The organism is Streptomyces sp. Edi4, from assembly GCF_040253615.1.
Classification (GTDB): domain Bacteria; phylum Actinomycetota; class Actinomycetes; order Streptomycetales; family Streptomycetaceae; genus Streptomyces.
The window spans coordinates 5,175,738-5,198,425 of record NZ_JBEJGY010000004.1; the positions used below are offsets into that span (position 1 = coordinate 5,175,738).

Sequence of the window (22,688 nt, forward strand, 5' to 3'; positions counted from 1 at the left end):
CTACCAGCACTCGCGAAGCTACCCGACCCCACTGACAATCGCGCGCTTAACCGAAGAAAGCGCAGGTCAGGGGCGGGCGTGTGCCAAGCGCAGGCGCTGGACGCGGCGCTCGGCGCGGGCCGCGTGGGTGCCGTACAGAGTCACCGATACGACGCCGACGACCGCGACGAGGCCCAGCGCCACCGTGGCCGGCCAGCCCGCCGCGTGGAAGGCGACCGCGCCGAGCGTGCCGCCCGCGCTGGAGCCCAGGTAGTACGCGGACTGGTAGAGCGCGGACGCCTGGGCGCGGCCCTGCTTGGCGGTGTGGCTGACCGAGGAGGAGGCGACGGAGTGGCCCATGAAGAAGCCCGCGGTGATCAGGACAAGGCCCGCGAGGATCGCCGGCAGGGAGCTCGCGAGTGAGAGCAGCAGGCCCGCCGCCGTCGTGGACACCGCCAGGTACAGGGCGCCCCTGCGGCCCACCCGGGCCACCAGCTTGCCGGCCGTGGCCGAGGAGACCGTACCGACCAGGTAGACCAGGAAGATCGAGCCGATCAGGCCCTGCGGCAGATGGAAGGGGGCCGCGGTGAGGCGGTAGCCGATCACCGTGTAGACCGCGCCGAACACCGTCATGAACAGCGCGCCGATGACATACAGCCGGACCAGGAGCGGGTCGGTGAGGTGGCCGCGCACCGTGTGGGCCAGGGCGCGCGGGTTCAGTGAACCCGGCTGGAAGTTGCGGGCGCTGGGCAGCAGCACCTTGAAGGCGACCGCGCACACCGCCGCCAGTACGCCCACCGCGAGCAGCGCCGCGCGCCAGCCGAGGGCCTGGGCGACCCAGCCGGTCAGGATGCGCCCGCTCATGCCGCCGATCGAATTGCCCGCGACGAACAGGCCGATCGCCGCGACCAGCGCCTTCGGCCGCACTTCCTCCGCCAGGTACGCCATCGCCGACGCCGGAAGTCCCGCTATCGCCGCGCCCTGGACGGCGCGCAGCGCCACCAGCCAGGTCACGTTCGGCGCGAACGGCACGAACAGGCCTACCGCCACCGCGACCGCCAGGGACACCGTCATCATCCGGGTGCGCCCGAACCGCTCGGACAGGGCGCTGAGCGGCAGGACGAACAGGGCGAGCGCGCCGGTGGCCGCCGACACCGTCCAGCTGGCCGCGCTCGCCGTGGCCCCGAGGTCGGCGGAGATCAGGGGCAGCAGGGCCTGGGTGGAGTAGAGGAGGGCGAAGGTGGCGACACCGGCGGCGAAGAGCGCGAAGCTCATCCGGCGGTAACCGGCGGCGCCCGGGGCGAGCTGGAGCGGGGACGACGAGGTCGAGGCGGCCACGGTGGTGGACGCCCCGGTACTGGCGGGAGGCATGCCAAGACCGTAGGCCCGCCTTCGTTGATGCGTCCAATGCACAGATGGGGGACAATCAATCCACTCCTGCATCAGCCGAGGTCAGAGGCGCGCGTGTCATTGAACAGTTACGTAGAATCCATGGAGGGCGCCGCGATGGCGCTCGCGCCGCGCCTCGCCTGCTTCGTCGGGGTGGCCCGCCACGAGCACGTCACACGCGCCGCGCTCGAACTGGGCGTGCCGCAGTCGACCCTCTCGCGCGCCATGGTCCGTCTCGAAGAGGACCTGGGCGTCGCCCTGTTCGCGCGCAAGGGCCGCACCGTGGCGCTGACCGCCGCGGGCCGCGCCTTCCTCGGCTCGGCCGAGCGGGCGCTGGCCGAGGTCGGCAGGGCCGCCGAGTCGGTGCGCGCGGACGCCGACCCGGGCACCGGAAAGGTCGCCTTCGGCTTTCTGCACACCATGGGGTCCGAGACCGTGCCGGGTCTCATCCGCGCCTTCCGGGCCGATCATCCCCGGATCCGCTTCACCCTCGTACAGAACTACGGCGAGGCGATGATCGAGCGGCTGCGGGCCGGTGAACTCGACCTGTGTCTGACCTCGCCGGTGCCCGACGCGCCCGACCTGGTGGCCCGGCGCCTGGACGAGCAGCGGCTGCGTCTTGTGGTGCCCGAGGACCACCGGCTCGCGGGGCGCAAGCGGGTGCGGCTCGCGGAGGCCGCCGATGAGACCTTCGTGACGCTGGAGCCCGGTTACGGTCTGCGGCGCATCACCGACGACCTGTGCGCCAAGGCCGGGTTCGCGCCGCGCATCGCCTTCGAGGGCGAGGAGGCCGAGACGCTGCGCGGTCTGGTCGCCGCCGGGCTCGGCGTGGCGCTGCTGCCGCCACCGGCGGTGGCCAGGCCCGGGGTCGTGGAGCTGACCGTCACCGCGCCGCGCGCGGTGCGCGAGATCGGCGTGGCCTGGCTCGACGGCCACCCCGACACCCCGCCGGTGGCCGCCTTCAAGGCCTTCCTGCTGTCCCGGCGCGGCAAGCTGATCCCGCAGTGAGTTCCCGGACCGAGGCCCAGCAACTCCCTTACGGGTGCAGGGACTTGCCGAACCCCGCGGCCAGGGGCATGCGCAGCCCCAGCGGCGGCGGCGCGGCGAAGGCGTCCTCGACCGGGCGGGCGTACGGGCGCGAGCACAGGGTCCCGAGCACGAAGTCCACGGCGAGCGCGTGCACTTCGGGGCGGTGCTGGCGCAGCGCGTGGCCGTCGGAGTGGACCTCGAAGCGGCAGGTGTCCCGGTTGGCCTTCTTGGCGCGCTCGGCGAGGCGGTAGGAGAGCTCGGGGTCGCTGCGCGCGTCATTGGTGCCGTGCACGATGAGCACCCGCCGTCCCACGAGCTGCTTCACCGGCTCCCCATCGGCCGTCACGTCGTCCGGCGGGATCCAAGGGGCGAGCGCGAGAACGGAGTTGACCGCCGGGTGGCCCGCCGCGCGCAGCGCCGCGCGGGCACCCATGCCGTGTCCCGCCAGGCACACCTGGACATCGCCGTAGCGGCGTACGGCCTCGTCGGCCGCCCACTCGGCGTCCAGGGCGAGCCGGGCGTCGCCGCCGTTCCAGCCGCCCGCGCGGTAGTGCACGCCGTGCGCCACCAGGCCCGCCGCGCGGCCGTCCCTGGCCAGCCTGCGGGCCAGGGGCAGCGCGGCCGCGTAGGAGAAGGGGGAGGGCCGGCGTGCCGAGACGGGGTCGCCGTCCGGGAGCACGAGGACCACACCGCTGACCGTCGCGCCGGCGCCGGTCGCACCGACGGCCCGTCCCAGCCGGGCAGCAGGCAGGGGAATCGCTTGCTGTGCCATGGCAGAACAGTCTCAGAAGCCCGGGTGTACGCCACCCGTCCGCACGGTCACTGTTACGTATCGACGACGCCTGGGCGCCCGGACGCCCGACACCCGGCGATCTACGCGCGTAGGGGCTAGAGTGCGCAGATGACGAGCCAGACCGCATCCGTGCCCACCCCGGATCAGATCAGCCGTGCCCCGAAGGTGCTGCTCCACGACCACCTCGACGGGGGTCTGCGCCCCGGGACCATCATCGACATCGCCCGCGAAGTCGGGTACGAAGGCCTGCCCGAGACCGAGGCCGACAAGCTCGGCATCTGGTTCCGCGAGGCCGCCGACTCGGGCTCCCTCGAACGGTACTTGGAGACCTTCGCGCACACCTGCGCCGTCATGCAGACCCGCGACGCGCTCGTCCGCGTCGCCGCCGAGTGCGCCCAGGACCTGGCCGAGGACGGCGTCGTCTACGCCGAGGTGCGCTACGCGCCCGAGCAGCACCTGGAGGGGGGCCTCACCCTCCAAGAGGTCGTCGAGGCCGTCAACGAGGGCTTTCGCGAAGGGGAGAAGCGGGCCCGCGCGGGCGGCCACCGCATCCGGGTGGGCGCGCTGCTGACCGCCATGCGGCACGCCGCCCGCGCCCTGGAGATCGCCGAACTGGCCAACTCCTACCGGGACTCGGGCGTCGTCGGCTTCGACATCGCGGGCGCGGAGGCGGGCTTCCCGCCCACCCGTCACCTCGACGCCTTCGAGTACCTGAAGCGCGAGAACAACCACTTCACCATCCACGCAGGCGAGGCCTTCGGCCTGCCGTCGATCTGGCAGGCGCTCCAGTGGTGCGGCGCCGACCGGCTCGGCCACGGCGTCCGCATCATCGACGACATCGAGGTCACCGAGGACGGCGGCGTGAAGCTCGGCCGGCTCGCCTCGTACGTGCGCGACAAGCGGATCCCCCTGGAGATGTGCCCCACCTCCAACCTCCAGACCGGCGCCGCCTCCTCGTACGCCGACCACCCCATCGGGCTGCTGCGCACACTGCACTTCCGGGCCACCGTCAACACCGACAACCGGCTGATGTCGGGGACCAGCATGAGCCAGGAATTCGAGCACCTGACGAAGGCGTTCGGCTACACGCTCGACGACATGCAGTGGTTCACGGTCAATGCGATGAAATCCGCGTTCATTCCTTTCGATGAACGGCTCGCGATGATCAATGAGGTGATCAAGCCCGGTTATGCCGAGTTGAAATCCGAATGGCTGTTCCAGCAGACGGCCACGACCAGCGGTTCCGCCTCCGCGAGCGGCTGATCCCCGGCGGACGGGAACGGCCGGGTGGCCGAACGCCCGGCCGTTTTCGGGTGTTTGCCCCCGGGTCCCGGCGTGACTACCTTGGCGAGCCGCCCACCCTCCCCTTCCCAAGGACGAACCTCTGATGAAGCAGTCCCCCAAGACGATCGGTGTCGTTGCCCTCGGCGCCGCCGCCCTCGCTGCCGTCGGTACCGGTACGGCCTCCGCCGCCCCCGCGCTTCCGATGGGAACGGTGTCGAGCCTGACCGCCGGCACCCCGCTCGGCGTCGTCGCCCGGGCGGTGCCCGCGGCCTCCCCCGAGGCGCTGGCCGGCCAGAAGAAGGGCACCAGCTCCGACCCGGTCGCCGGGCTCCTCGGCGGACTGCCCACAGGGCCGGTGGCCGGCAGCCTCAACACTGGCGGACTGCCGGGTCTCTCCGGCTGACCTGGACCGGCCCGCCAGGGGCGGGCACCCGTGAGCCGGGTGCGCGCCCCTCGGGTGTCCGAGTAGGGTCCGGATCATGCGTCCGACGGCGTACGCCCGAGCGGCGGTGCTCACCCTGACCGCGGTGGCCGCGGCGGCCTGCGCCGGACCGCGCGGTGGGCCCGACGGCTTCGCGGGCGCTTCCTCCCCGATGCGCGCCGCCCTTGCGCGCGCCGCGCTCGCGGCCGCCGACGTGCCCGGCTACCAGGTGTCGGGCGACCCCTCGCCCGACGACACCCGCGGCACCCCGCACGCCGACCGGGCCGCCTGCGCGCCGCTCGCCGAAGTCATGGGCGAACGCCCCGACGACCGCGCCCGCGCGACCGTGAACCGGGGCCTCGGCTCCCGCAGCGTGCCCGGCCTCGCCGTGTCCGCGTCGCTCTCGGCCTACGCCGAGCCGGACGCGCGGGACCTGATGATCCGGCTGCGCACCGCGCTGACCCGCTGCGGGACAGACTTCGCCACCCTGCTCGACGGCCGCGAGGCCACCTATCAGGACGTGCGGGCGGTGCCCTACGACGTCTTGGGCGGAGAATCGGTCAGCTGGACGGCCACCGCGCCGAGCCGGCAGGCGCCCGCGCCGGTGCACATCGTCGTCGTGCGCCGGGGTGCCACCATCGTGCGGTTCATGGCGATCGACCTGTCCGGGCGCCGGGCCCCGGCGGTGCGGGTGCCCCGCGAGATCGCCGACGTACAGCTGGCCAAACTGGCCAGGTCCGGGACCGGCTGACCTGCCGGCGCTGACCTGCCGGCGGTGACCTGCCGGCGCTGACCTGTCGGCGGTGATCTACCAGGCGGCGCGGGGTGACTTCTCGCCGGGGATCAGGGCCCACAGGGCCAGATAGAGCACGCACTGCGGCCCCGGAAGCAGACACGACACCAGGAAGATCACGCGCATCGTGGACGCGGAGGTGCCGAAACGCCGTGCGAGTGCGGCGCACACCCCGCCGATCATGCGGCCTTCGGTGGGTCGGACGAGAGAGGCGCTCATGGAAGGCTCCTTCGGGAGCGGGCGGGGAGCCCTCTGCGTGGGCTCCCTCGTGATGTCTCCATGGTCCAGCCCGGCGCGGCGCGCGGCCTCGGGCTACGGGGCGATCCCGACCCTGGGAATCGTCGGGGTGCGCCCCTGAGCGGAGTCCTCCCGAAGGACGGGGGCGGGGCCCACGCGCTGGTTCCTGCGGCGTATGCCGCGCCGGCCCGCCGGTACCACCGCGAGGTGGGCCAGGGCCACTCCGGTGGTGTTCAGGAGCAGCGCGTCGACATCGGGCACCTGTCCGGGCACGGCCGTCTGGAGCAGGGCGATGCCGAGGGAGATCAGCGCGCCCGCCAGGACGGTGCGGACCAGCGAGGCGAGCGGGGAGACCCAGAGGCGGCCGCCGGCCAGCGGGAGCAGTATCCCGAGCGGCGCCAGCAGCAGAAGCCCCTCGCCGATCCGGTGGGCGGCCTCCAGGGGGCCGAGCGCCAGATCGGCCTTGATGCCGGCGAGCGGGGTCAGATTGGTGGCGGTCACCCACAGCACGTCCCGTGGACGCAGGGTGACCCATGCCACGAGCAGCAGATGCGCGAGGAGGAGCACGCATCCCACCACGCGGAACCGGATGACGGCGTCGCCGCCCTGACCTTCACGCTGCTGCACGCTGCCCAAGACGCGGACGGCGGCGGGAACGGTTCCGCCTCGGCCGGGTGATTCCCCCGAGTGCTCCTCTAGGGGGTCTCTGGTGGACCATGGCCGGGGGTGCCGACCCTGATCCACCAGCCACCCCCTAGGCCCGCGGGGAGGGGGCGATCTCGCCGAGGGTGGCCGTGCTGTCGGGGCGCGACTTCATCTCGGAGGTGCAGCTGTAGCCGCGCGCCGGATCCCCGCCAGGCCCGCCGAGCAGGATCTGCTGGGCGTCAGGCGCGGCCGGGGTGTTCTCCGCGAACGTGCACACCACCTGCGAGAGCGCCCGGGCGGACAGGGCCTCGGGCTCGCGGCTCAGGCGCAGCGTGCCCGCCGGGTCGCCCGGGCGGGCCGCCGAGACGGTCAGCGGTCCCTTGAGGGCCGTGGTGTACCCGGCGTCCTTCTCCTCGCCCGACGCCGGGGCGATGAGCGCGTCGAGCAGCGCCTGCGCGAAACGGACCCGGTCGGCCGCGCCCTTGCTCTCGGGGATGCGTACCGAACGCTCGGCCGTGACCAGCTGGGCGCCGCACACCAGATACACCTGGACGGTGACGCCCTCGAACTGCGGGGTCAGCGCGTCCTGCGACACCGTGCACGCCACCCGCGACGGCGCGGGGCCCGCGTCGACGGGGACGGACGTGGGACGGATGCCGCAGCCGGACGCGGCCGCGCCCAGCGTCATGAGCCCGGCCAGCACGACGGCCGGCCGGTGAAGGGGTCCTCTCACTGCGCCGCGTCTCCTTCCGGCGTCCGGGGGCCGGCGGGCGGCGTGGCGTCGATCGGCAGGCGCAGCACGAACACGGCGCCGCCCTCGGGGGAGTTGGTGGCGGTGATGTCGCCGCCGTGGATGTGCGCGTTCTCCATGGCGATGGACAAACCGAGCCCGCTGCCCTCCGAACGCGGCCGTGAGGCGCTGGCCTTGTAGAACCGGTCGAAGACGTGCGGCAGTACGTCCTCGGGGATGCCGGGCCCGTGGTCGCGTACCGCGATGACCAGCTCCTCGCCCTCCACCCGCACCGAGACCCGCACCGGGGACCCGCCGTGCTTGAGCGCGTTGCCGATCAGGTTGGCCAGGACCACGTCCAGGCGGCGCGGGTCGAGGCGGGCCATGATGCCGCGCTCCGCGTCCAGTTCGACGGCGTCGAGCCAGGCCCGGGCGTCGATGCACGCGGTGATCTGGTCGGCGATGTCCACGTCGTCCAGGACCAGACGCGCGGTGCCCGCGTCGAAGCGGGTGACCTCCATCAGGTTCTCGACCAGGACGTTCAGGCGCCGCGTCTCGGAGACCACGAGCCGCACGGCGGGCGCGATCATCGGGTCGAGGCTGTCCTCCTCCTCGTCGAGGACTTCGGCGACGGCCGTCAGCGCGGTCAGCGGCGTACGCAGCTCGTGCGACATGTCGGCGACGAAACGGCGGCTCGCCTCCTCGCGCGCGCTCATGTCGGTGACCTTCTTCTCCAAAGCCTCCGCCGTGCGGTTGAACGTCCTTGACAGATCGGCGAGTTCGTCCGTGCCGGACACTCGAAGCCGGGTGTCGAGCTTGCCCTCGCCCAGCCTGCGCGCCGCGTCCCCGAGGCGCCGTACCGGCCGCAGCACGGTGGTGGCGGCGGCCTGCGCGAGCAGCGCGGAGGCGAGCAGCGCGAGGAAGGTGGCGATGCCGAGCGACCAGGCCAGGGAGTTGAGGTCGCGCCGCTCCTGGTCCAGCGGGGCCAGCATGTAGCCGGTCGGCCCGGCGCCGATCACCTTGGTGCCGCCGACCAGGTAGGGATGGCCGTGCAGCGTGACGCGCTGCCAGAAGAGGTGGTACGGGTAGGCGTTGGTCTGGGTGACCTTCTGCTTCTTGGTGACCGCGTCCTGGAGCGAGGCGGGCACGTCATCGAGCGTGAAGACGTCCAGGTCGGACGCGCCCACGATCGGCTTGCCCGGGGCGCGCTCATCCACGAGGACCACGTTGTACCGGGAGTTGGAGCTGTCCGCCATCTGCTGGGCGGCGCTCTGGAGGTCGTGCTCGGCCGGCTGCAACGGCAAGGACGCCGCCCGGCTCTGCATGCCCTGGCGGAAGTCGTTGAGGGCCGCGTCCTGGGTGCGCACCAGCACGGCCTCGCGGTTGAGCCAGTACGCGATGCCGGAGGCGGAGACGGCGGCGGTGAGCGCGACGAGTGCGAACACGACGACGAGCCGCAGCCGCAGACTGGTCCAGCGCAGACCGGCGAGTACAGCTCGCTTCACTTGCCCTGCTTCTGGGGGGTACGGGGACGGTGTGACAGGTTCACGAGGGGGTGTCCAGGCGGTAGCCCACGCCACGGACCGTACGGATCAGCGTCGGTGAGGACGGCACGTCCTCGACCTTGGCGCGCAGGCGCTGCACACAGGCGTCGACGAGCCGGGAATCGCCCAGGTAGTCGTGCTCCCACACGAGCCGCAGCAACTGCTGGCGGGAGAGCGCCTGTCCGGGACGGCGGCTCAGTTCGAGCAGCAACCGCAGTTCGGTGGGGGTGAGTTGCAGGTCCTCGCCGTTCTTGGTGACGGTCATCGCGGCCCGGTCGATCACCACGCTGCCGAACGCCGCCGAGTCGGTGGCCTCCCGCTCGCCGCGACGCAGCACCGCCCGGATCCGGGCGTCGAGCACCCGGCCCTGGACCGGCTTGACAACGTAGTCGTCGGCCCCGGATTCAAGGCCCACCACCACATCGATGTCGTCGTTGCGCGCGGTCAGCAAAATGATCGGCAGCTGGTCGGTGCGCCGGATGCGGCGGCACACCTCGAAGCCGTCGATCCCGGGCAGCATCACATCCAGCACGATCAGGTCCGGCCGCTGCTCGCGCAGCAGTTTCAGGCCGTCCTCTCCCGTCGCCGCGGTGGCCACACGGTGGCCCTGGCGTGACAGGGAGAGTTCGAGGGCCGTGCGGATGGCGTCGTCGTCCTCGATCAGCAACAGGAAAGGCACAGAGGTCATTCTGGCCCATGGGGGGAAGGAGTACGACCCCCGTCCTGCCCCCGGACCGCGCGGACGTGCGCCACGACGGCTGTGACGCCTCTGTGACAGTCGCAGGACAACCCCATGAAACTGCCCGGGCAGGCTCTTCCTCGTAACCGAGCACGCCGATGAAACACAGACTCCACCCGACGGGGGGCGCGAGATGAAAGCACTGCACAGCACCAACTCCAGCGCAGTTGTGACGCGTCTCCACGACGTCGTACGGAGCACCGAGAAGTCCGGTGCCGCGAGCATGCGGGGGTGCGCTCGCGGCGCCGGGCGTCAGCACACGCCCTCCGCGCAGCAGGACCCTCGCATGACGCTGCCCTACATGACGGTGGTGGAGGCCCCTTCGGTTCCGTCCGGGGGCGACGCGTGGCGAACCGGCGGAGAAGCGGCGTACCGGGAGGGCTCGGGGGAGCCGGCGAGCCTGTCGGAGGCGGAGTTCACCGCCTACGTCCAGGAGCGCCGCGCCTCCCTTTACGCCACCGCCTACCACCTGACCGGCGACCGCTTCGAGGCCGAGGACCTGTTGCAGAGCGCGCTGTTCTCCACCTACCGGGCGTGGGACCGCATCAGCGACAAGGCGGCGGTCGGCGGCTATCTGCGCCGCACGATGACCAATCTGCACATCAGCGCCTGGCGGCGGCGCAAGCTGAACGAGTACCCGACCGAGGAACTGCCGGAGACGGCGGGCGACACGGACGCGATGCGCGGCACCGAACTGCGCGCCGTGCTCTGGCAGGCGCTGGCCCGCCTTCCCGAGACGCAGCGCACGATGCTGGTCCTGCGCTACTACGAGGGCCGCACCGACCCGGAGATCGCGGACATACTCAACATCAGTGTCGGCACGGTGAAGTCAAGCATCTGGCGCTCGCTGCGCCGGCTGCGCGAGGACGACGTCCTCAGCTTCGGCCGTGACGAGGAGGAGTCCTTCGGCGAGCTGGTGGCCTGAAGGTCCGGGGGAGGGGAAAGGGAAACGGGGGTCCACGGGGGACACGGGGACCCCCGGGGGGATCGGGGGGAGCGGCGGGGCCATCGGCCCCGCCGCTCTGTTGTGTGCCGCCCGCCGGGCCCGCTCAGGCCGCCGCGGCCGTACGGGAGCGGCCCGCCGCCGCGCCCGCGATGCGGCCAAGTGCCTCCTGCTTGCCGCAGGGGTGCGCGCCCAGGGCCGACTGGCGGGCCACGATCGCGCGCTCGGACCGCATCAGACGCCAGCCGCGGCGCAGCAGGAACGCCACCGACTTGCGGCCCTCGCGCAGATCACGAAGGAGGCGCCGGCGGAAGGTGGTGCTCGGCCGCCCGCGCAGGCAGATCGCGTCGGCCAGGACACCGAGCTCCTGGCAGCGGGTCACGATGTCGGCGGCGAAGATGCCCTCCGCGATGAACAGCGGGGTGCGCTCGATGGCGAGCGTGGTGGTGCCGGTGATGGAGCTCGTCGCGATCGAGTAGAGCGGCACCGAGGTGCGGCCCGTGCGGCACAGCTCCACGATGGCGTCCACCGCCGCGTCGGCGTCCCAGGACAGCGGGGAGTCCCAGTCGATGTCCGAACTGCCCGCCACCACCGGCAGGGTCGGGTCGTCACCTTCTTTGTAGAAGTCGTCCAGGCGCAGCACGGGCAGGTCCGTGTGGGCGGCGAGGGACGACTTGCCGGAGCCGGAGGGCCCCGAGAGGAGGACGACGCGCGTCGCCACGGCAGAAGAGCTCACGGGACACCAGTGTGGGCCATGCACCCGGGAGTGGGATCCATCGGGGAGGCCGGTGGTATCGAGCATCACATCTCAACTACGCTTCGTGTTCGCCTGATTACGCTTCGAACGCTACGAGAGTGAGTGGGAACCCATGGCACATCACGAGGCCCCCGGCGTCGCCGGCACCCGGCGTCACAGGGCGCTGCTGCGCGCCGGGCTCACCGTCACCGCCGCCGGTGTGGCCCTCGTGGGCGCCGGCCAGGCCGCCCAGGCCCTGCCGATGCCCGCGCCCGCCCTCGGCCGCGACGCGGGCGCCGACGACCTCACGGCCGCGGCCCAGGGCCTGACCGGCGCGGTCGGCCACACCGTCGGCCCCGTGGCGGGCCTGCGGCTCGACCCGCTGGCCAACACCGGCGTCGACCCGCTGACCAATGGAGTGGGCACCCAGATCGCCGACTTCAAGCCTGTCTCGACGACCTCGGCCACCGGCGTCCTCACGAGCGGCGCCGCCCTCAAGGACCTGCCCGTGGTGGACACGGCGGTCGGCGCGCTCCCGCGCTGACGGACACGGGGAACGTACGGGGGAGATGCGGGGAAGCCACGGGAGGGCGCGAGAAGGGCCCCGCCGGCGCCGGCGGGGCCCTTCCGTGTGACGTGCGCGAGGACGCGCCGGCTCAGTACGCCGAGCCGGACGCGCCGAGCGAACCCGTCGGATGCCAGACCGTCTTGGTCTCCAGGAACGCGGTGAGGCGGCCGGTGCCCGGGTCCGCGGTGAAGTCCACGGGGCCCGGGCGCAGCACGCGCTTGAGGTTGTCCGCCGCCGCGATCTCCAGGTCGCGCGCGAGATCGGCGTCCGCGCCCGTCAGGTCGATGGCGTTGACGTCCTGGTGCGCGGCCAGCGGCGCCGCGATCTCCGCCGTGCGGCCGGACAGGACGTTGACCACGCCGCCGGGCAGGTCGGACGTGGCCAGCACCTCGCCGAGCGAGAGCGCCGGGAGCGGCGCCTTCTCGGAGGCGATGACGACCGCGGTGTTGCCGGTCGCGATGACCGGCGCGATCACCGAGACCAGGCCGAGGAAGGACGACTCCTGGGGGGCCAGGACCGCCACAACGCCGGTCGGCTCGGGGGTGGAGAGGTTGAAGAAGGGGCCCGCGACCGGGTTGGCCCCGCCCACGACCTGACCGATCTTGTCGGTCCAGCCCGCGTACCAGACCCAGCGGTCGATCGCCGCGTCCACGACGGCGGCGGCCTTGTGCTTGGAGATGCCCTCGGCGTCGGCGACCTCCCGCACGAACTGGCCTCTGCGGCCCTCCAGCATCTCCGCGACGCGGTAGAGGATCTGGCCGCGGTTGTACGCGGTCGCGCCCGACCAGCCGCCGAACGCCTTGCGGGCGGCGACGACCGCGTCCCGCGCGTCCTTGCGGGAGGACAGGGGAGCGTTGGCCAGCCACGTGCCCTTGCTGTCGACCACTTCGTACACCCGGCCGCTCTCGGAACGCGGGAACTTCCCGCCCACGTACAGCTTGTAGGTCTTGAAGACGCTCAGCCGCGTCGGCTCGCTCTTCTGGCTCTTGTCAACGGTGCTCATTTAGCGCTCACCCTCCGGGCTCGACGGGGCGAGGTAGCCCTCCAGGCCGTGCCGGCCGCCCTCGCGGCCGAAGCCCGACTCCTTGTAGCCGCCGAACGGCGAGGTCGGGTCGAACTTGTTGAACGTGTTGGCCCACACCACGCCGGCGCGGAGCTTGCCCGCGACCGCGAGGATGCGCGAGCCCTTCTCCGTCCAGATGCCGGCGGAGAGGCCGTACTGGCTGTTGTTGGCCTTGGCGACGGCCTCGTCGGGGGTGCGGAAGCTCAGCACCGAGAGGACCGGGCCGAAGATCTCGTCACGGGCGATGGTGTGCGCCTGGGTGACGTTGGTGAACAGCGTCGGCGCGAACCAGTAACCAGCCGACGGCAGTTCGCACGGGGCACTCCAGCGCTCGGCGCCCTCGGCCTCGCCGGTCGCGGTGAGCGCGGTGATACGGGCGAGCTGCTCGGCGGAGTTGATCGCGCCGATGTCGGTGTTCTTGTCCAGCGGGTCGCCCAGGCGCAGCGTGGACAGGCGGCGCTTGAGCGAGTCCAGGAGCTCGTCCTGGATCGACTCCTGCACCAGCAGGCGCGAGCCCGCGCAGCAGACCTGGCCCTGGTTGAAGAAGATGCCGGTGACGATGCCCTCGACGGCCTGGTCGATGGGGGCGTCGTCGAAGACGATGTTGGCGCCCTTGCCGCCCAGCTCCAGGGTGACCTTCTTGTCGGTGCCCGCGACGGAACGCGCGATGGCCTTGCCGACGTTGGTCGAGCCGGTGAAGGCGACCTTGTTCACGTCCGGGTGCTCGACCAGGGCCGCGCCCGCGTCGCCGTAACCGGTGAGGATGTTGACGACGCCCTTGGGCAGGCCCGCCTGGCGGCAGATGTCGGCGAAGAAGAGCGCGGAGAGCGGGGTGGTCTCGGCGGGCTTCAGGACGACCGTGTTGCCGGTGGCGAGCGCCGGGGCGATCTTCCAGGCCAGCATCAGGAGCGGGAAGTTCCACGGGATGACCTGGCCGGCCACGCCGAGGGGGCGCGGGTTCGCACCGAACCCGGCGTGGTCGAGCTTGTCGGCCCAGCCCGCGTAGTAGAAGAAGTGCGCGGCGACCAGCGGGAGGTCCGCGTCGCGGGTCTCCCTGATCGGCTTTCCGTTGTCCAGGGTCTCCAGGACGGCCAGCTCGCGGCTGCGCTCCTGGATGATCCGGGCGATGCGGAACAGGTACTTGGCGCGCTCGGAGCCGGGCAGCGCCGACCACTTCACGAACGCCTTGCGGGCGGCCTTGACGGCCCGGTCCACGTCCTCGGCGCCGGCCCGGGCGACCTCGGACAGGACCTCCTCGGTGGAGGGCGAGACGGTCTTGAAGACCTTGCCGTCGGCTGCCTCGGTGAACTCGCCGTCGATGAACAGGCCGTAGGACGGCGCGATGTCGACGACCGAGCGGGACTCGGGAGCGGGCGCGTAGTCGAACGCGGCCTTCTGCTTTTCCATTGCCATGGTGATCAGTCCACCGTCACGTAGTCGGGGCCGGAGTAACGGCCGGTCGCCAGCTTCTGACGCTGCATCAGGAGGTCGTTGAGCAGCGAGGAGGCGCCGAAGCGGAACCAGTGGTTGTCCAGCCAGCCCTCGCCCACGGTCTCGTTGACCAGGACCAGGAACTTGATGGCTTCCTTGGTGTTGCGGATGCCGCCGGCCGGCTTCACGCCGACCTGGGTGCCGGTCTGGGCGCGGAAGTCGCGTACGGCTTCGAGCAGGACCAGGGTGTTGGCGGGGGTGGCGTTGACGGCGACCTTGCCCGTCGACGTCTTGATGAAGTCGGCGCCGGCCATCATGCCGAGCCAGCTGGCGCGGCGGATGTTGTCGTACGTCGACAGCTCGCCGGTCTCGAAGATGACCTTGAGGCGGGCCTTGTCGCCGCACTCGGCGCGGACGGCCGCGATCTCCTCGTAGACCTTGAGGTAGTGACCGGCCAGGAACGCGCCCCGGTCGATCACCATGTCGATCTCGTCGGCGCCGGCCGCGATCGCGTCCCGTACGTCGGCGAGCTTGACCGCCAGCGCGGCGCGGCCCGCCGGGAAGGCGGTGGCGACGGACGCGACCTTGACGTCCGAGCCCTTCAGCACCTCCTTGGCGGTCGCCACCATGTCCGGGTACACACAGACGGCGGCGGTGTGCGGGGTGGTGCGGTCGGTCGGGTCGGGGTTGACGGCCTTGGCGGCGAGCGCCCGGACCTTGCCCGGGGTGTCCGCGCCTTCCAGCGTCGTCAGGTCGATCATCGAAATGGCCAGGTCGATGGCGTAGGCCTTGGCCGAGGTCTTGATCGAGCGGGTGCCGAGGGACGCGGCACGCGCTTCCAGGCCCACCGGGTCGATGCCGGGGAGCCCGTGGAGGAAGCGACGCAGCGCGCCGTCGGACGCGGTCGCGTCGGCGAGGGCAGCAGAAGGTGCATTGGTGGGCATGGTCACCAGATGAGCATATCTACGCGCGTAGCTTCCTGTACAGCCCTCCGGGCGCAGGTGGCTGCCGGTGAGGCCTGTCACACGCCCGTGACACGGGGCGGACGCTTCTCGCACAGCTGCTCCATAAGTTTCTTCTTGCAGCCCCGCCCAGCCTCAGCGGCCCCACCCGGCAGAGGAGGCGGCATGCGACCTCCGCTTCTTCCTCTTCCGGCCGCTCGGCCGGCCTGCGTCATGGAGTCGTTCATGTCGACCTACACCCGCACCTCGCTCCGCGCCGCGATCGCCACCGGTGCCGTCGCCACCGCCGCCGTCGCCGGGGCCCTCCTCACCCCGGCGACCGCCTTCGCGCAGTCCGGACCCTGCCAGGTCACCGAAAAGATCCCCTCGGCCTTCGGCGGCATGTCCGTCTCGCTCACCAGCGACCCCGGCACCGGCCCGATCGCGGTGCTCCGGGACGCGGACGGCAAGGCGGTCGCCACCGTGGACCGGGCCCACCCCACCGATCTGGCCGACGGCATCAAGATCGAGGAGCCCAAGGGCGGCGCGCCCGTCTTCTACCAGCGCTCCCAGGGCGGCGACACCGCCTGGCAGTCGCACGCCTTCCCCGCGCTGCCCAAGTCCTGCACGGAGACGGGCGTGACGTACAAGCTGGTCGACGGCGAGTCGGTGAAGGTGACCAAGTCCGGTCCTGGCCAGTACAGCGCCGTGGCCGCCGCCGGCGGCAAGTCCGTGACGGTCCTTCAGACCCGGGCCACCGGATGGGACGCGGACGGGTTCTACCGGGGGATGCACGTGACCCTCAGCTCCAAGACGGGCCAGGTGTACTCCGAGTACACCGACAGCCGCTCCGGCTGCATTGTCAGCACCGTCGTCACCAGCGTCTTCCACGACGGCGGCTCGGTGAAGCTCACCATCGGCCCCGAGGGTCCGAAGGCGGTCCTGCGCGACAGCGCGCTCAAGGCCGGGGCCACCGTCGACCGCGCCCACCCCAGCGACCTCGGCGCCGGCGTGATCATCGAGGGCGCGAAGTCCGCCACGCCCAAGCTCGGCCAGCGCACCCAGGGCGGCAGCGCCCCCTACACCTACAGCGCCTTCCCCGAGCTCCCGGCCGGGTGCGCGAGCGGCACGCCCGCCAAGGCGGCCACCGGCGCCACCGCCGCGGCGGCCAAGACCCCGGCCAACGCACCGGTCCAGAACGGCGGCCAGACCACCGTCGTTCCCAAGGGCGCCGTCGCGGCCGGCGCCGAGTTCCAGCAGGGTGGCAGTGACACCGGTGTCCTGGTCGCGGGCGGGGCGGCGACGGCCGCCGTAGCCGGCGGGATCGGGTTCGTGGCGCTGCGCCGGCGCGCGGCCGGCCGCGTCTGACCGTCTCCTGCCGTCACTCATACCGTCTCGCCCCGGGCGGGCCCCCAGTGGGCCCGCCCCTCTTCCGTCTCCCGGAGCGCCCCATGTCCCGCACCCGCGTGGCCCGTTCGGCCGCCGCCGCTCTGTTCCTGCTCACGCTCGGCGCCTCGGTCACCGGCTGTGGCGCGAGCGCCGCGAAGCCCGCCACCCCGCCCCCGAACATCGTGTCCGCCAGCGCCGCACCCAGCGCCGCCTCCTCCGCCCCCGCGACCGCCCTGCCCGCCTCCAAGCCGGTACGCGTACGGATCCCGGCGGCCGGCGTCGACGCGAGTCCGGTTCTCGACCTCGGACTCGCCGCCGACGGCACCGTGGAGGTGCCCGCCGTCGCCGACGCCGACAAGATCGGCTGGTACGACAAGGGCGTGACCCCGGGCCAGACCGGGCCCGCCGTGCTCATCGGGCACTTCGACACGGTCCAGGGGCCCGCGGTCCTGAAGAACGTCTCCAAAATCAAGGCGGGCGACACCGTCTCGGTCGAGCGCGCCGACGGGAAGACCGCGCAGTTCAAGGTCCGCGCGCTCGAACAGGTCGACAAGAAGACGTTTCCGACGCAGAAGGTCTACGGCAACACCGACCGCCCCGAACTGCGGATCGTCACCTGCGGCGGCGAACTGACCGGCGGGCACCGGCCCGACAACATCATCGTGTACGCGGATCTGGTGGGCTAGCGCGGCCGCCCCCGAAGGTGTGAGGCAGAATCGGGCCATGACGAGCCCCACGCCGCCCGCCGAGCCGGCCTACGCCGACCGTACCTACCGCTCATCCGCCGGTATCGCCGGTGGCGCGCTGCTGCTCGCGCTCTGCCTCTGGCTCGGCATCGACGCCGTGTTCCAAGGCCACGGCAACGCCCCCTGGCTGGCGCTCGCCGTCCTGCTGTGCGTGGTGCCGCTGATCGTCGCCTTCAGCCTGCGCCCGGCGGTGTTCGCGAGCGCCGACCGGCTCCTGGTGCGCAACCCCTTCCGTACGATCACGCTGCCCTGGTCGGCGGTGGCGGACGTGCGGGCCGGGTATTCGAGCGAGGTCTACGCGCACTCGGGGCGCAAGTACCAGATGTGGGCGATCCCCGTGTCGCTGCGCGGGCGCAAGCGGGCCGCCCGCCAGCAGGCCAGGGCGGCCGCGCTCGGCGACCGGCGCGGTGCCTCGGTGAGCGCCGACGTCACCGACGACAAGGCGCGCCTGGCGGCCGCCGACCAGTCCATCCGGGACCTGCGCGACCTCGCCGAACAGGGCGCCTCCCGCGAGAGCGCGCAGGGCACCGTGAGCGTCCGCTGGGCGTACGAGGTCATCGCGCCCGCCGTGGCCGGCGCGCTCGTGTTCGCCGTACTGCTCGCCATCGGCTGAGGCCTTGGGGCCGGGCGCGGGCCGGGCCGCTCACGGCGGGCCCGGCCACACGAGCAGCATGTACGCGCCGGCCCACGCCGAGGACAGGGCGGCCGCGGCAAGCACCACAAGGGCCGGCGCCCGCCGGGCCCTCGCGAGCGCGAGCGCGACCGGGAGCAGCAGCGGGAAGGCCGGGACCAGGAAGCGGGCCCGGGGGAAGTAGACCCCGCCGCTGCCGAGCACGACCAGGAGCAGCGCCCCGGTGAACACGAGCAGCACCAGTGGCTGGCGGTCGGCGAGACAGAGCAGGTAGAGCGCGCAGGACCCGATCAGGACCAGGGTCACCAGGACCAGGAACAGCGGCGGGCGCTGGGCGTACACCAGCAGCTCACGGATGTCGCGCAGGGTGCCGATGCCGCCGTCCCACTGGTTGTCCCATCGTTTCTGCACCGCGAAGTAGCCGTCCCAGCGTCCGACGCGCAGCCCCACCCAGGCCACGTAGCCGCACCAGCCGGCCGGCGCGAGCAGGCCCCCCAGAGCCGTGCGCCACTCCACGCGGCGGCCGCGTACGAGGGCGGCGAGCGCGGCCAGCGAGACGGCGGCCGCGAGCGCGACCCCGGTGGGCCGGGTCAGGCCCGCGAGCGCCGCGAGGGCGCCCGCCAGGACCCAGCGCCGCGCCAGCACACAGTGCAGCGCCCACGCCGTCAGGGCGGTGAACAAGGACTCGGTGTAGCCCATCCACTGCACCACCCCGACCGGCAGCGCGGCCCACAGCACCGTGAGCCAGGTGCCGGCGCGCCGGCCGTGCAGCCGGCTCCCGACCGCGAACACCCCGCACGCGGCCACCAGCGAGAAGCCCACGGCCAGCAGCAGCCCCACGCCGGCACGTGAGCCGGGCGTGACGGCCGCGACCGCCTTCTCCAGGGCCGGGTACAGCGGGAAGAAGGCGAGGTTGCTGGTCTCCTTGGGGTCGGCGGGCAGCACATAGCCGTGGGCCGCGATGCCGAGGTACCAGTTGGAGTCCCAGGACGTGGCGAGCACCGGCCACAGGCCGTGGTGGCGCGCGTGCGCCCACTTGGCGAGGACCAGCGTCCCCAGGAGGCGGACCGCGAGGTAGCCGGCGAGCGCGGGGCCCGCGTGGGCGAGGGCGGCGCGGGCCAGGGCGGTGGCCGGGGGCCGGCCGGGTGTGCCGCGCGGTCCCGGTCGTCTGCGGGCGGCGGGTACGGGCCCGCGACGGCCCGTGGTCGTCGCGGGGGACGGCGCGGTCGGGGGCACTGCGACAGCTCCTTGGCTCGGACAGGGCGCGAGGGGGTGGATGCCACCCTTTCGCGCGCGCCCCCGCCGATTGCGGCACCGCTGCGTCAACCGCCGTACGAAATCACCCGAAAGCAGGACCGGGGCGGTGGTCCCTTGACCACCGCCCCGGTTGCGTTCCTCGCCCGCGCCGTCAGATGCCGGCGGCCGCCGCGAGGTCCTTCTTGATGCCGGCCAGGAGCTCGGCGCCCTTGGCGCGCGCCGCGTCCAGCTCGTCGGCCGACGCGACCGGCACGACGACCTCCAGGTAGCACTTGAGCTTGGGCTCGGTGCCGCTCGGGCGCACGATCACACGGGCGCCTTCCAGGTAGTAGCGCAGGCCGTCGGTGGGCGGCAGGTGCTCGGTGCCCTCCGTCAGGTCCTCGGCCTTCGTCACCGCGAGGCCGGCGAGCGAGAGGGGCGGCTGCTCGCGCAGGCGCGCCATCGCGTCGGAGATCACCGTCAGGTCCTCCACGCGCACCGACAGCTGGTCGGTGGCGTGCAGGCCGTGCGCCAGGGCCAGTTCGTCGAGCAGGTCCAGGACCGTGCGGCCCTGCTCCTTCAGGACGGAGGCCAGCTCGGCGAAGACCAGGGCGGCCGTGATGCCGTCCTTGTCGCGCACGCCCTCGGGGTCGACGCAGTAGCCGAGCGCCTCCTCGTAGCCGTACCGCAGGTCCTCCACGCGGGCGATCCACTTGAACCCGGTCAGCGTCTCCTCGTACCCGAGCCCGGCCGCTTCGGCGATGCGGCCGAGCAGCGAGGACGACACGATCGACTCGGCGAACACGCCGCTCACGCCCTTGGCGACCAGGTGGGCGGCGAGCAGCGCGCCCACCTCGTCGCCGCGCAGCATCCGCCACTGGCCGTCGCGGTCCTTGACGGCGGCGGCGCAGCGGTCGGCGTCGGGGTCGTTGGCGATCACGAGGTCCACCCCGCCGTCCCGGCTCTCCACGCGGCGGGCGGTGGCGAACGCCAGGTCCATCGCGCCCGGCTCCTCCGGGTTGGGGAAGGCCACCGTCGGGAACGCCGGGTCGGGCTCGGCCTGTTCGGTCACGAGCACCGGCTCGGGGAAGCCCGCCCGGGCGAACGCGGCGAGCAGGACGTCCTTGCCGACGCCGTGCATCGCCGTGTAGACGACGTTGGCGGTGCGCGGGGAGCCCGGGGTCAGGACGGCGTCCGTACGCGCCAGATAGGCCTCAAGGACCTCCTCGCCCAGCACCTCCCAGCCGCTCTCGGGGCGCGGCACGTCGTGCAGCGAGGCGACGGCGGCGATCTCGGCGGCGATCTCCGCGTCGGCCGGCGGCACGATCTGGGAGCCGTCGCCGAGGTAGACCTTGTAGCCGTTGTCACGCGGCGGGTTGTGGCTCGCGGTGACCTCGACACCGGCGACGGCGCCCAAGTGCCTTATGGCGTAGGCCAGTACGGGCGTGGGCAGCGGCCGGGGCAGGAGCATGGCCCGCAGCCCCGCGCCGACCATGACCGCCGCGGTGTCCCGCGCGAAGTCCGCGGACTTGTAGCGGGCGTCGTAGCCGATGACGACGACCCCGTCGCCCTGCCCCTTGGCCTTGAGGTACGCGGCGAGCCCGGCGGCGGCGCGGATGACGACCGAACGGTTCATCCGCATCGGCCCGGCGCCCAGCTCGCCGCGCAGCCCCGCGGTGCCGAACTGGAGCGTGCCGCTGAACCGCGCGGCGAGGTCCGCGGCGTGCCCGGCGTCGGACGCGCTCTCGATGAGCTTGGCCAGCTCCTCGCGCGTCTCGCTGTCCGGGTCCTCGGCCAGCCAGGCCTCGGCCCGCGCGATCAGGTCCTGCGTCACGATGTCAGCCTTTCGGGGAGGGGGCTCGGGGGGGAGGGCTTGTGAAGGGATTTCAGATGCGGTCGAGTACCCGGGTGAGCAGTTCACCCATGCGCGCCGCCGAGTCACGGCCGGCCTGGAGCACCTCTTCGTGGTTGAGCGGCTCACCGGTCAGACCGGCGGCGAGGTTGGTCACGAGCGAGATCCCCAGGACCTCCGCGCCGGCCTCGCGCGCGGCGATGGCTTCGAGCACGGTGGACATGCCGACGAGGTCGCCGCCGAGCACGCGGACCATGTTGATCTCGGCCGGGGTCTCGTAGTGCGGGCCGGGGAACTGGACGTAGACGCCCTCTTCCAGCGTCTCGTCGACCTCCTTGCACAGCGCGCGAAGGCGCGGCGAGTACAGGTCGGTGAGGTCCACGAAGTTGGCGCCCACGATCGGCGAGGTGGCCGTCAGGTTGATGTGGTCGCTGATGAGGACCGGCTGGCCCGGGCGCATGCCGTCGCGCAGACCGCCGCAGCCGTTGGTCAGCACGATGGTCCGGCAGCCGGCGGCGACGGCGGTGCGCACGCCGTGCGAGACGGAGGCGACGCCGCGGCCCTCGTAGAAGTGGGTGCGGCCGAGGAAGACCAGGACGCGCTTGGCGCCGATCTTGTACGAGCGGATCTTGCCGCCGTGGCCCTCGACGGCCGGGGCCGGGAAGCCGGGCAGCTCGGTCACGGGGAACTCGGCCTCGGGGGAGCCAAGGGCGTCGACGGCGGGGGCCCAGCCGGAGCCCATCACCAGGGCGACGTCGTGGGTCTCGGCGCCGGTGAGCTCACGCAGGCGCGCGGCGGCGGCGTCGGCGGCCGCGTAAGGGTCGTCCTGGAGCTGGTCCGGGGTGGCAGATGCGTTCACTGGGTCTCTCGCCTCGCGAAGGAACGTCGTCCCGCCCGGTGACTGTCCGGCCGGGTCCGGGGGGTTTTCCCCCGGTAAAGAAGAAGTACGCGCACGAGCGTAACCGCTGAAGTCCTACGCGCGTAGATGTCCGAGGATAACGGACTCGCCGGATCCGTTTGTGGCTTCGCACCAAAGCCCGGTCCCGCGCCGCCGCCGGACGCCCCTGACCTGGGGCGCGGCTCAGCAGGGGCGCTTGCGCAGCTCCATCACATAGTCGTGGGGCGCGCCCGCCGACTCGGCCGCGTCGGCCAGCTCACCGAGGTATCTGGCCGAGGGCAGACCGCCCTCGTACCCGTTCAGGACGTACAGCCAGGCCGCGTCCTCGCCGTCCAGGGTGTGCACCCGCACCCGCATCCGGCGGTAGATGTCGAGCCCGACGCCCTCCCACCGGTCCATCGACTCCTCGTCGAGCGGCGCGATGTCGTACAGGGCGACGAAGACCTGCGAGCGCGGGGCCTCGACGATCGTCGCGAGGGCGCCCTCCCAGCCCATCTGCTCCCCGCCGAACGTCAGGCGCCAGCCGTTGAGCCAGCCGGTGCCGCGCAGCGGTGAGTGCGGGGCGCGGCGGGTCATCAGCCGCGGATCCAGGTTGCCGGCGTACGCGGCGTAGAGCGACATGGTGTCGAGGGTACGACAGTGGCCCGCGGGGGCACTTCGCACGGCCCGCC

At 72.6% G+C, this 22,688-nt stretch carries 24 protein-coding genes; 9 read left to right on the plus strand and 15 right to left on the minus strand.

The annotated features are described in order from the left end of the window. Positions 1–66: 66 nt before the first annotated feature. Positions 67–1,350, minus strand: a complete 1,284-nt coding sequence (locus tag ABR738_RS25600) for an MFS transporter (protein ID WP_350232295.1) — start codon at positions 1,348–1,350, stop codon at positions 67–69. A gap of 120 nt (positions 1,351–1,470) precedes the next feature. Here ABR738_RS25600 and ABR738_RS25605 point away from each other — a divergent pair, with 120 nt between their 5' ends. Continuing rightward, positions 1,471–2,376, plus strand: coding sequence for a LysR family transcriptional regulator (locus ABR738_RS25605; RefSeq protein ID WP_350234738.1), 906 nt, complete (start codon positions 1,471–1,473; stop codon positions 2,374–2,376). 28 nt (positions 2,377–2,404) lie between these two features. On the opposite strand, the gene ABR738_RS25610 is transcribed toward ABR738_RS25605, so the two are convergent. Beyond that, entirely contained in the window at positions 2,405–3,169 is a 765-nt protein-coding gene (locus ABR738_RS25610) for an alpha/beta hydrolase (protein ID WP_350232296.1), read from the minus strand. A 129-nt stretch (positions 3,170–3,298) separates the two neighbouring features. Here ABR738_RS25610 and ABR738_RS25615 point away from each other — a divergent pair, with 129 nt between their 5' ends. From ABR738_RS25615 to ABR738_RS25625, 3 genes are all read left to right on the plus strand, one after another. Then, a complete protein-coding gene (locus ABR738_RS25615; protein ID WP_350232297.1) occupies positions 3,299–4,453 on the plus strand; it encodes an adenosine deaminase in 1,155 nt (384 codons plus the stop codon). Positions 4,454–4,577: 124 nt separating this feature from the next. Beyond that, a complete protein-coding gene (locus ABR738_RS25620) occupies positions 4,578–4,877 on the plus strand; it encodes a hypothetical protein (protein ID WP_350232298.1) in 300 nt (99 codons plus the stop codon). Between the two features lie 76 nt (positions 4,878–4,953). After that, a complete protein-coding gene (locus ABR738_RS25625) occupies positions 4,954–5,646 on the plus strand; it encodes a hypothetical protein (protein WP_350232299.1) in 693 nt (230 codons plus the stop codon). A gap of 57 nt (positions 5,647–5,703) precedes the next feature. Here ABR738_RS25625 and ABR738_RS25630 read toward each other — a convergent pair whose 3' ends face one another. The 5 genes from ABR738_RS25630 to afsQ1 all read right to left on the minus strand — a co-directional run bounded on the left by ABR738_RS25630 (position 5,704) and on the right by afsQ1 (position 9,523). Continuing rightward, positions 5,704–5,907, minus strand: coding sequence for a PspC domain-containing protein (locus ABR738_RS25630; protein WP_350232300.1), 204 nt, complete (start codon positions 5,905–5,907; stop codon positions 5,704–5,706). Between the two features lie 93 nt (positions 5,908–6,000). After that, positions 6,001–6,552, minus strand: a complete 552-nt coding sequence (locus ABR738_RS25635; protein ID WP_502964138.1) for a VanZ family protein — start codon at positions 6,550–6,552, stop codon at positions 6,001–6,003. Positions 6,553–6,679: 127 nt separating this feature from the next. Next, on the minus strand, positions 6,680–7,303 hold the full coding sequence (locus ABR738_RS25640; protein WP_350232302.1) for a hypothetical protein: 624 nt from the start codon (positions 7,301–7,303) through the stop codon (positions 6,680–6,682). Further along, positions 7,300–8,805, minus strand: coding sequence for a sensor histidine kinase (locus ABR738_RS25645; RefSeq protein ID WP_350232303.1), 1,506 nt, complete (start codon positions 8,803–8,805; stop codon positions 7,300–7,302). The genes ABR738_RS25640 and ABR738_RS25645 overlap by 4 nt, the downstream gene beginning before the upstream one ends. Positions 8,806–8,845: 40 nt before the next feature. Continuing rightward, a complete protein-coding gene (gene afsQ1, locus ABR738_RS25650) occupies positions 8,846–9,523 on the minus strand; it encodes a two-component system response regulator AfsQ1 (RefSeq protein ID WP_189762146.1) in 678 nt (225 codons plus the stop codon). Positions 9,524–9,716: 193 nt separating this feature from the next. Between afsQ1 and ABR738_RS25655 the strand changes: the two genes are divergently transcribed. After that, complete coding sequence (locus tag ABR738_RS25655; protein WP_350232304.1) at positions 9,717–10,508, plus strand: SigE family RNA polymerase sigma factor; 792 nt, start codon at positions 9,717–9,719, stop codon at positions 10,506–10,508. 124 nt (positions 10,509–10,632) lie between these two features. On the opposite strand, the gene ABR738_RS25660 is transcribed toward ABR738_RS25655, so the two are convergent. Continuing rightward, the gene (locus ABR738_RS25660) at positions 10,633–11,328 is read right to left on the minus strand and encodes a uridine kinase (protein ID WP_350232305.1); all 696 of its coding nucleotides are present in this window, start codon (positions 11,326–11,328) and stop codon (positions 10,633–10,635) included. 67 nt (positions 11,329–11,395) lie between these two features. On the opposite strand from ABR738_RS25660, the gene ABR738_RS25665 reads away from it, so the two are divergent. Then, on the plus strand, positions 11,396–11,806 hold the full coding sequence (locus tag ABR738_RS25665; RefSeq protein ID WP_350232306.1) for a hypothetical protein: 411 nt from the start codon (positions 11,396–11,398) through the stop codon (positions 11,804–11,806). Positions 11,807–11,918: 112 nt separating this feature from the next. Here the strand turns inward: ABR738_RS25665 and ABR738_RS25670 are convergent, their stop codons facing one another. From ABR738_RS25670 to deoC, 3 genes are read right to left on the minus strand one after another with little or no spacing between them, the layout of a single operon-like run. Next, positions 11,919–12,833, minus strand: coding sequence for an aldehyde dehydrogenase family protein (locus tag ABR738_RS25670; RefSeq protein WP_350232307.1), 915 nt, complete (start codon positions 12,831–12,833; stop codon positions 11,919–11,921). Continuing rightward, complete coding sequence (locus ABR738_RS25675) at positions 12,834–14,300, minus strand: aldehyde dehydrogenase family protein (RefSeq protein ID WP_350234739.1); 1,467 nt, start codon at positions 14,298–14,300, stop codon at positions 12,834–12,836. It lies immediately after the preceding gene. An 11-nt stretch (positions 14,301–14,311) separates the two neighbouring features. Next, complete coding sequence (gene deoC / locus ABR738_RS25680; RefSeq protein ID WP_350234740.1) at positions 14,312–15,268, minus strand: deoxyribose-phosphate aldolase; 957 nt, start codon at positions 15,266–15,268, stop codon at positions 14,312–14,314. A gap of 243 nt (positions 15,269–15,511) precedes the next feature. On the opposite strand from deoC, the gene ABR738_RS25685 reads away from it, so the two are divergent. From ABR738_RS25685 to ABR738_RS25695, 3 genes are all read left to right on the plus strand, one after another. After that, positions 15,512–16,633 carry a hypothetical protein gene (locus tag ABR738_RS25685; RefSeq protein WP_350232308.1) on the plus strand — a complete coding sequence of 374 codons (1,122 nt, stop codon included), beginning with the start codon at positions 15,512–15,514 and terminating at the stop codon, positions 16,631–16,633. An 83-nt stretch (positions 16,634–16,716) separates the two neighbouring features. After that, on the plus strand, positions 16,717–17,340 hold the full coding sequence (locus tag ABR738_RS25690) for a class F sortase (protein WP_350232309.1): 624 nt from the start codon (positions 16,717–16,719) through the stop codon (positions 17,338–17,340). A gap of 37 nt (positions 17,341–17,377) precedes the next feature. Beyond that, positions 17,378–18,013, plus strand: a complete 636-nt coding sequence (locus ABR738_RS25695; protein WP_350232310.1) for a PH domain-containing protein — start codon at positions 17,378–17,380, stop codon at positions 18,011–18,013. Between the two features lie 30 nt (positions 18,014–18,043). Here ABR738_RS25695 and ABR738_RS25700 read toward each other — a convergent pair whose 3' ends face one another. From ABR738_RS25700 to ABR738_RS25715, 4 genes are all read right to left on the minus strand, one after another. Then, a complete protein-coding gene (locus ABR738_RS25700; protein WP_502964139.1) occupies positions 18,044–19,267 on the minus strand; it encodes a putative hexosyltransferase in 1,224 nt (407 codons plus the stop codon). A gap of 172 nt (positions 19,268–19,439) precedes the next feature. Then, on the minus strand, positions 19,440–21,101 hold the full coding sequence (locus ABR738_RS25705; protein ID WP_350232311.1) for a phospho-sugar mutase: 1,662 nt from the start codon (positions 21,099–21,101) through the stop codon (positions 19,440–19,442). A 52-nt stretch (positions 21,102–21,153) separates the two neighbouring features. Next, entirely contained in the window at positions 21,154–21,978 is an 825-nt protein-coding gene (locus ABR738_RS25710; RefSeq protein ID WP_350232312.1) for a purine-nucleoside phosphorylase, read from the minus strand. Between the two features lie 222 nt (positions 21,979–22,200). Continuing rightward, on the minus strand, positions 22,201–22,638 hold the full coding sequence (locus ABR738_RS25715; RefSeq protein WP_053728283.1) for a gamma-glutamylcyclotransferase family protein: 438 nt from the start codon (positions 22,636–22,638) through the stop codon (positions 22,201–22,203). Positions 22,639–22,688 lie beyond the last annotated feature (50 nt).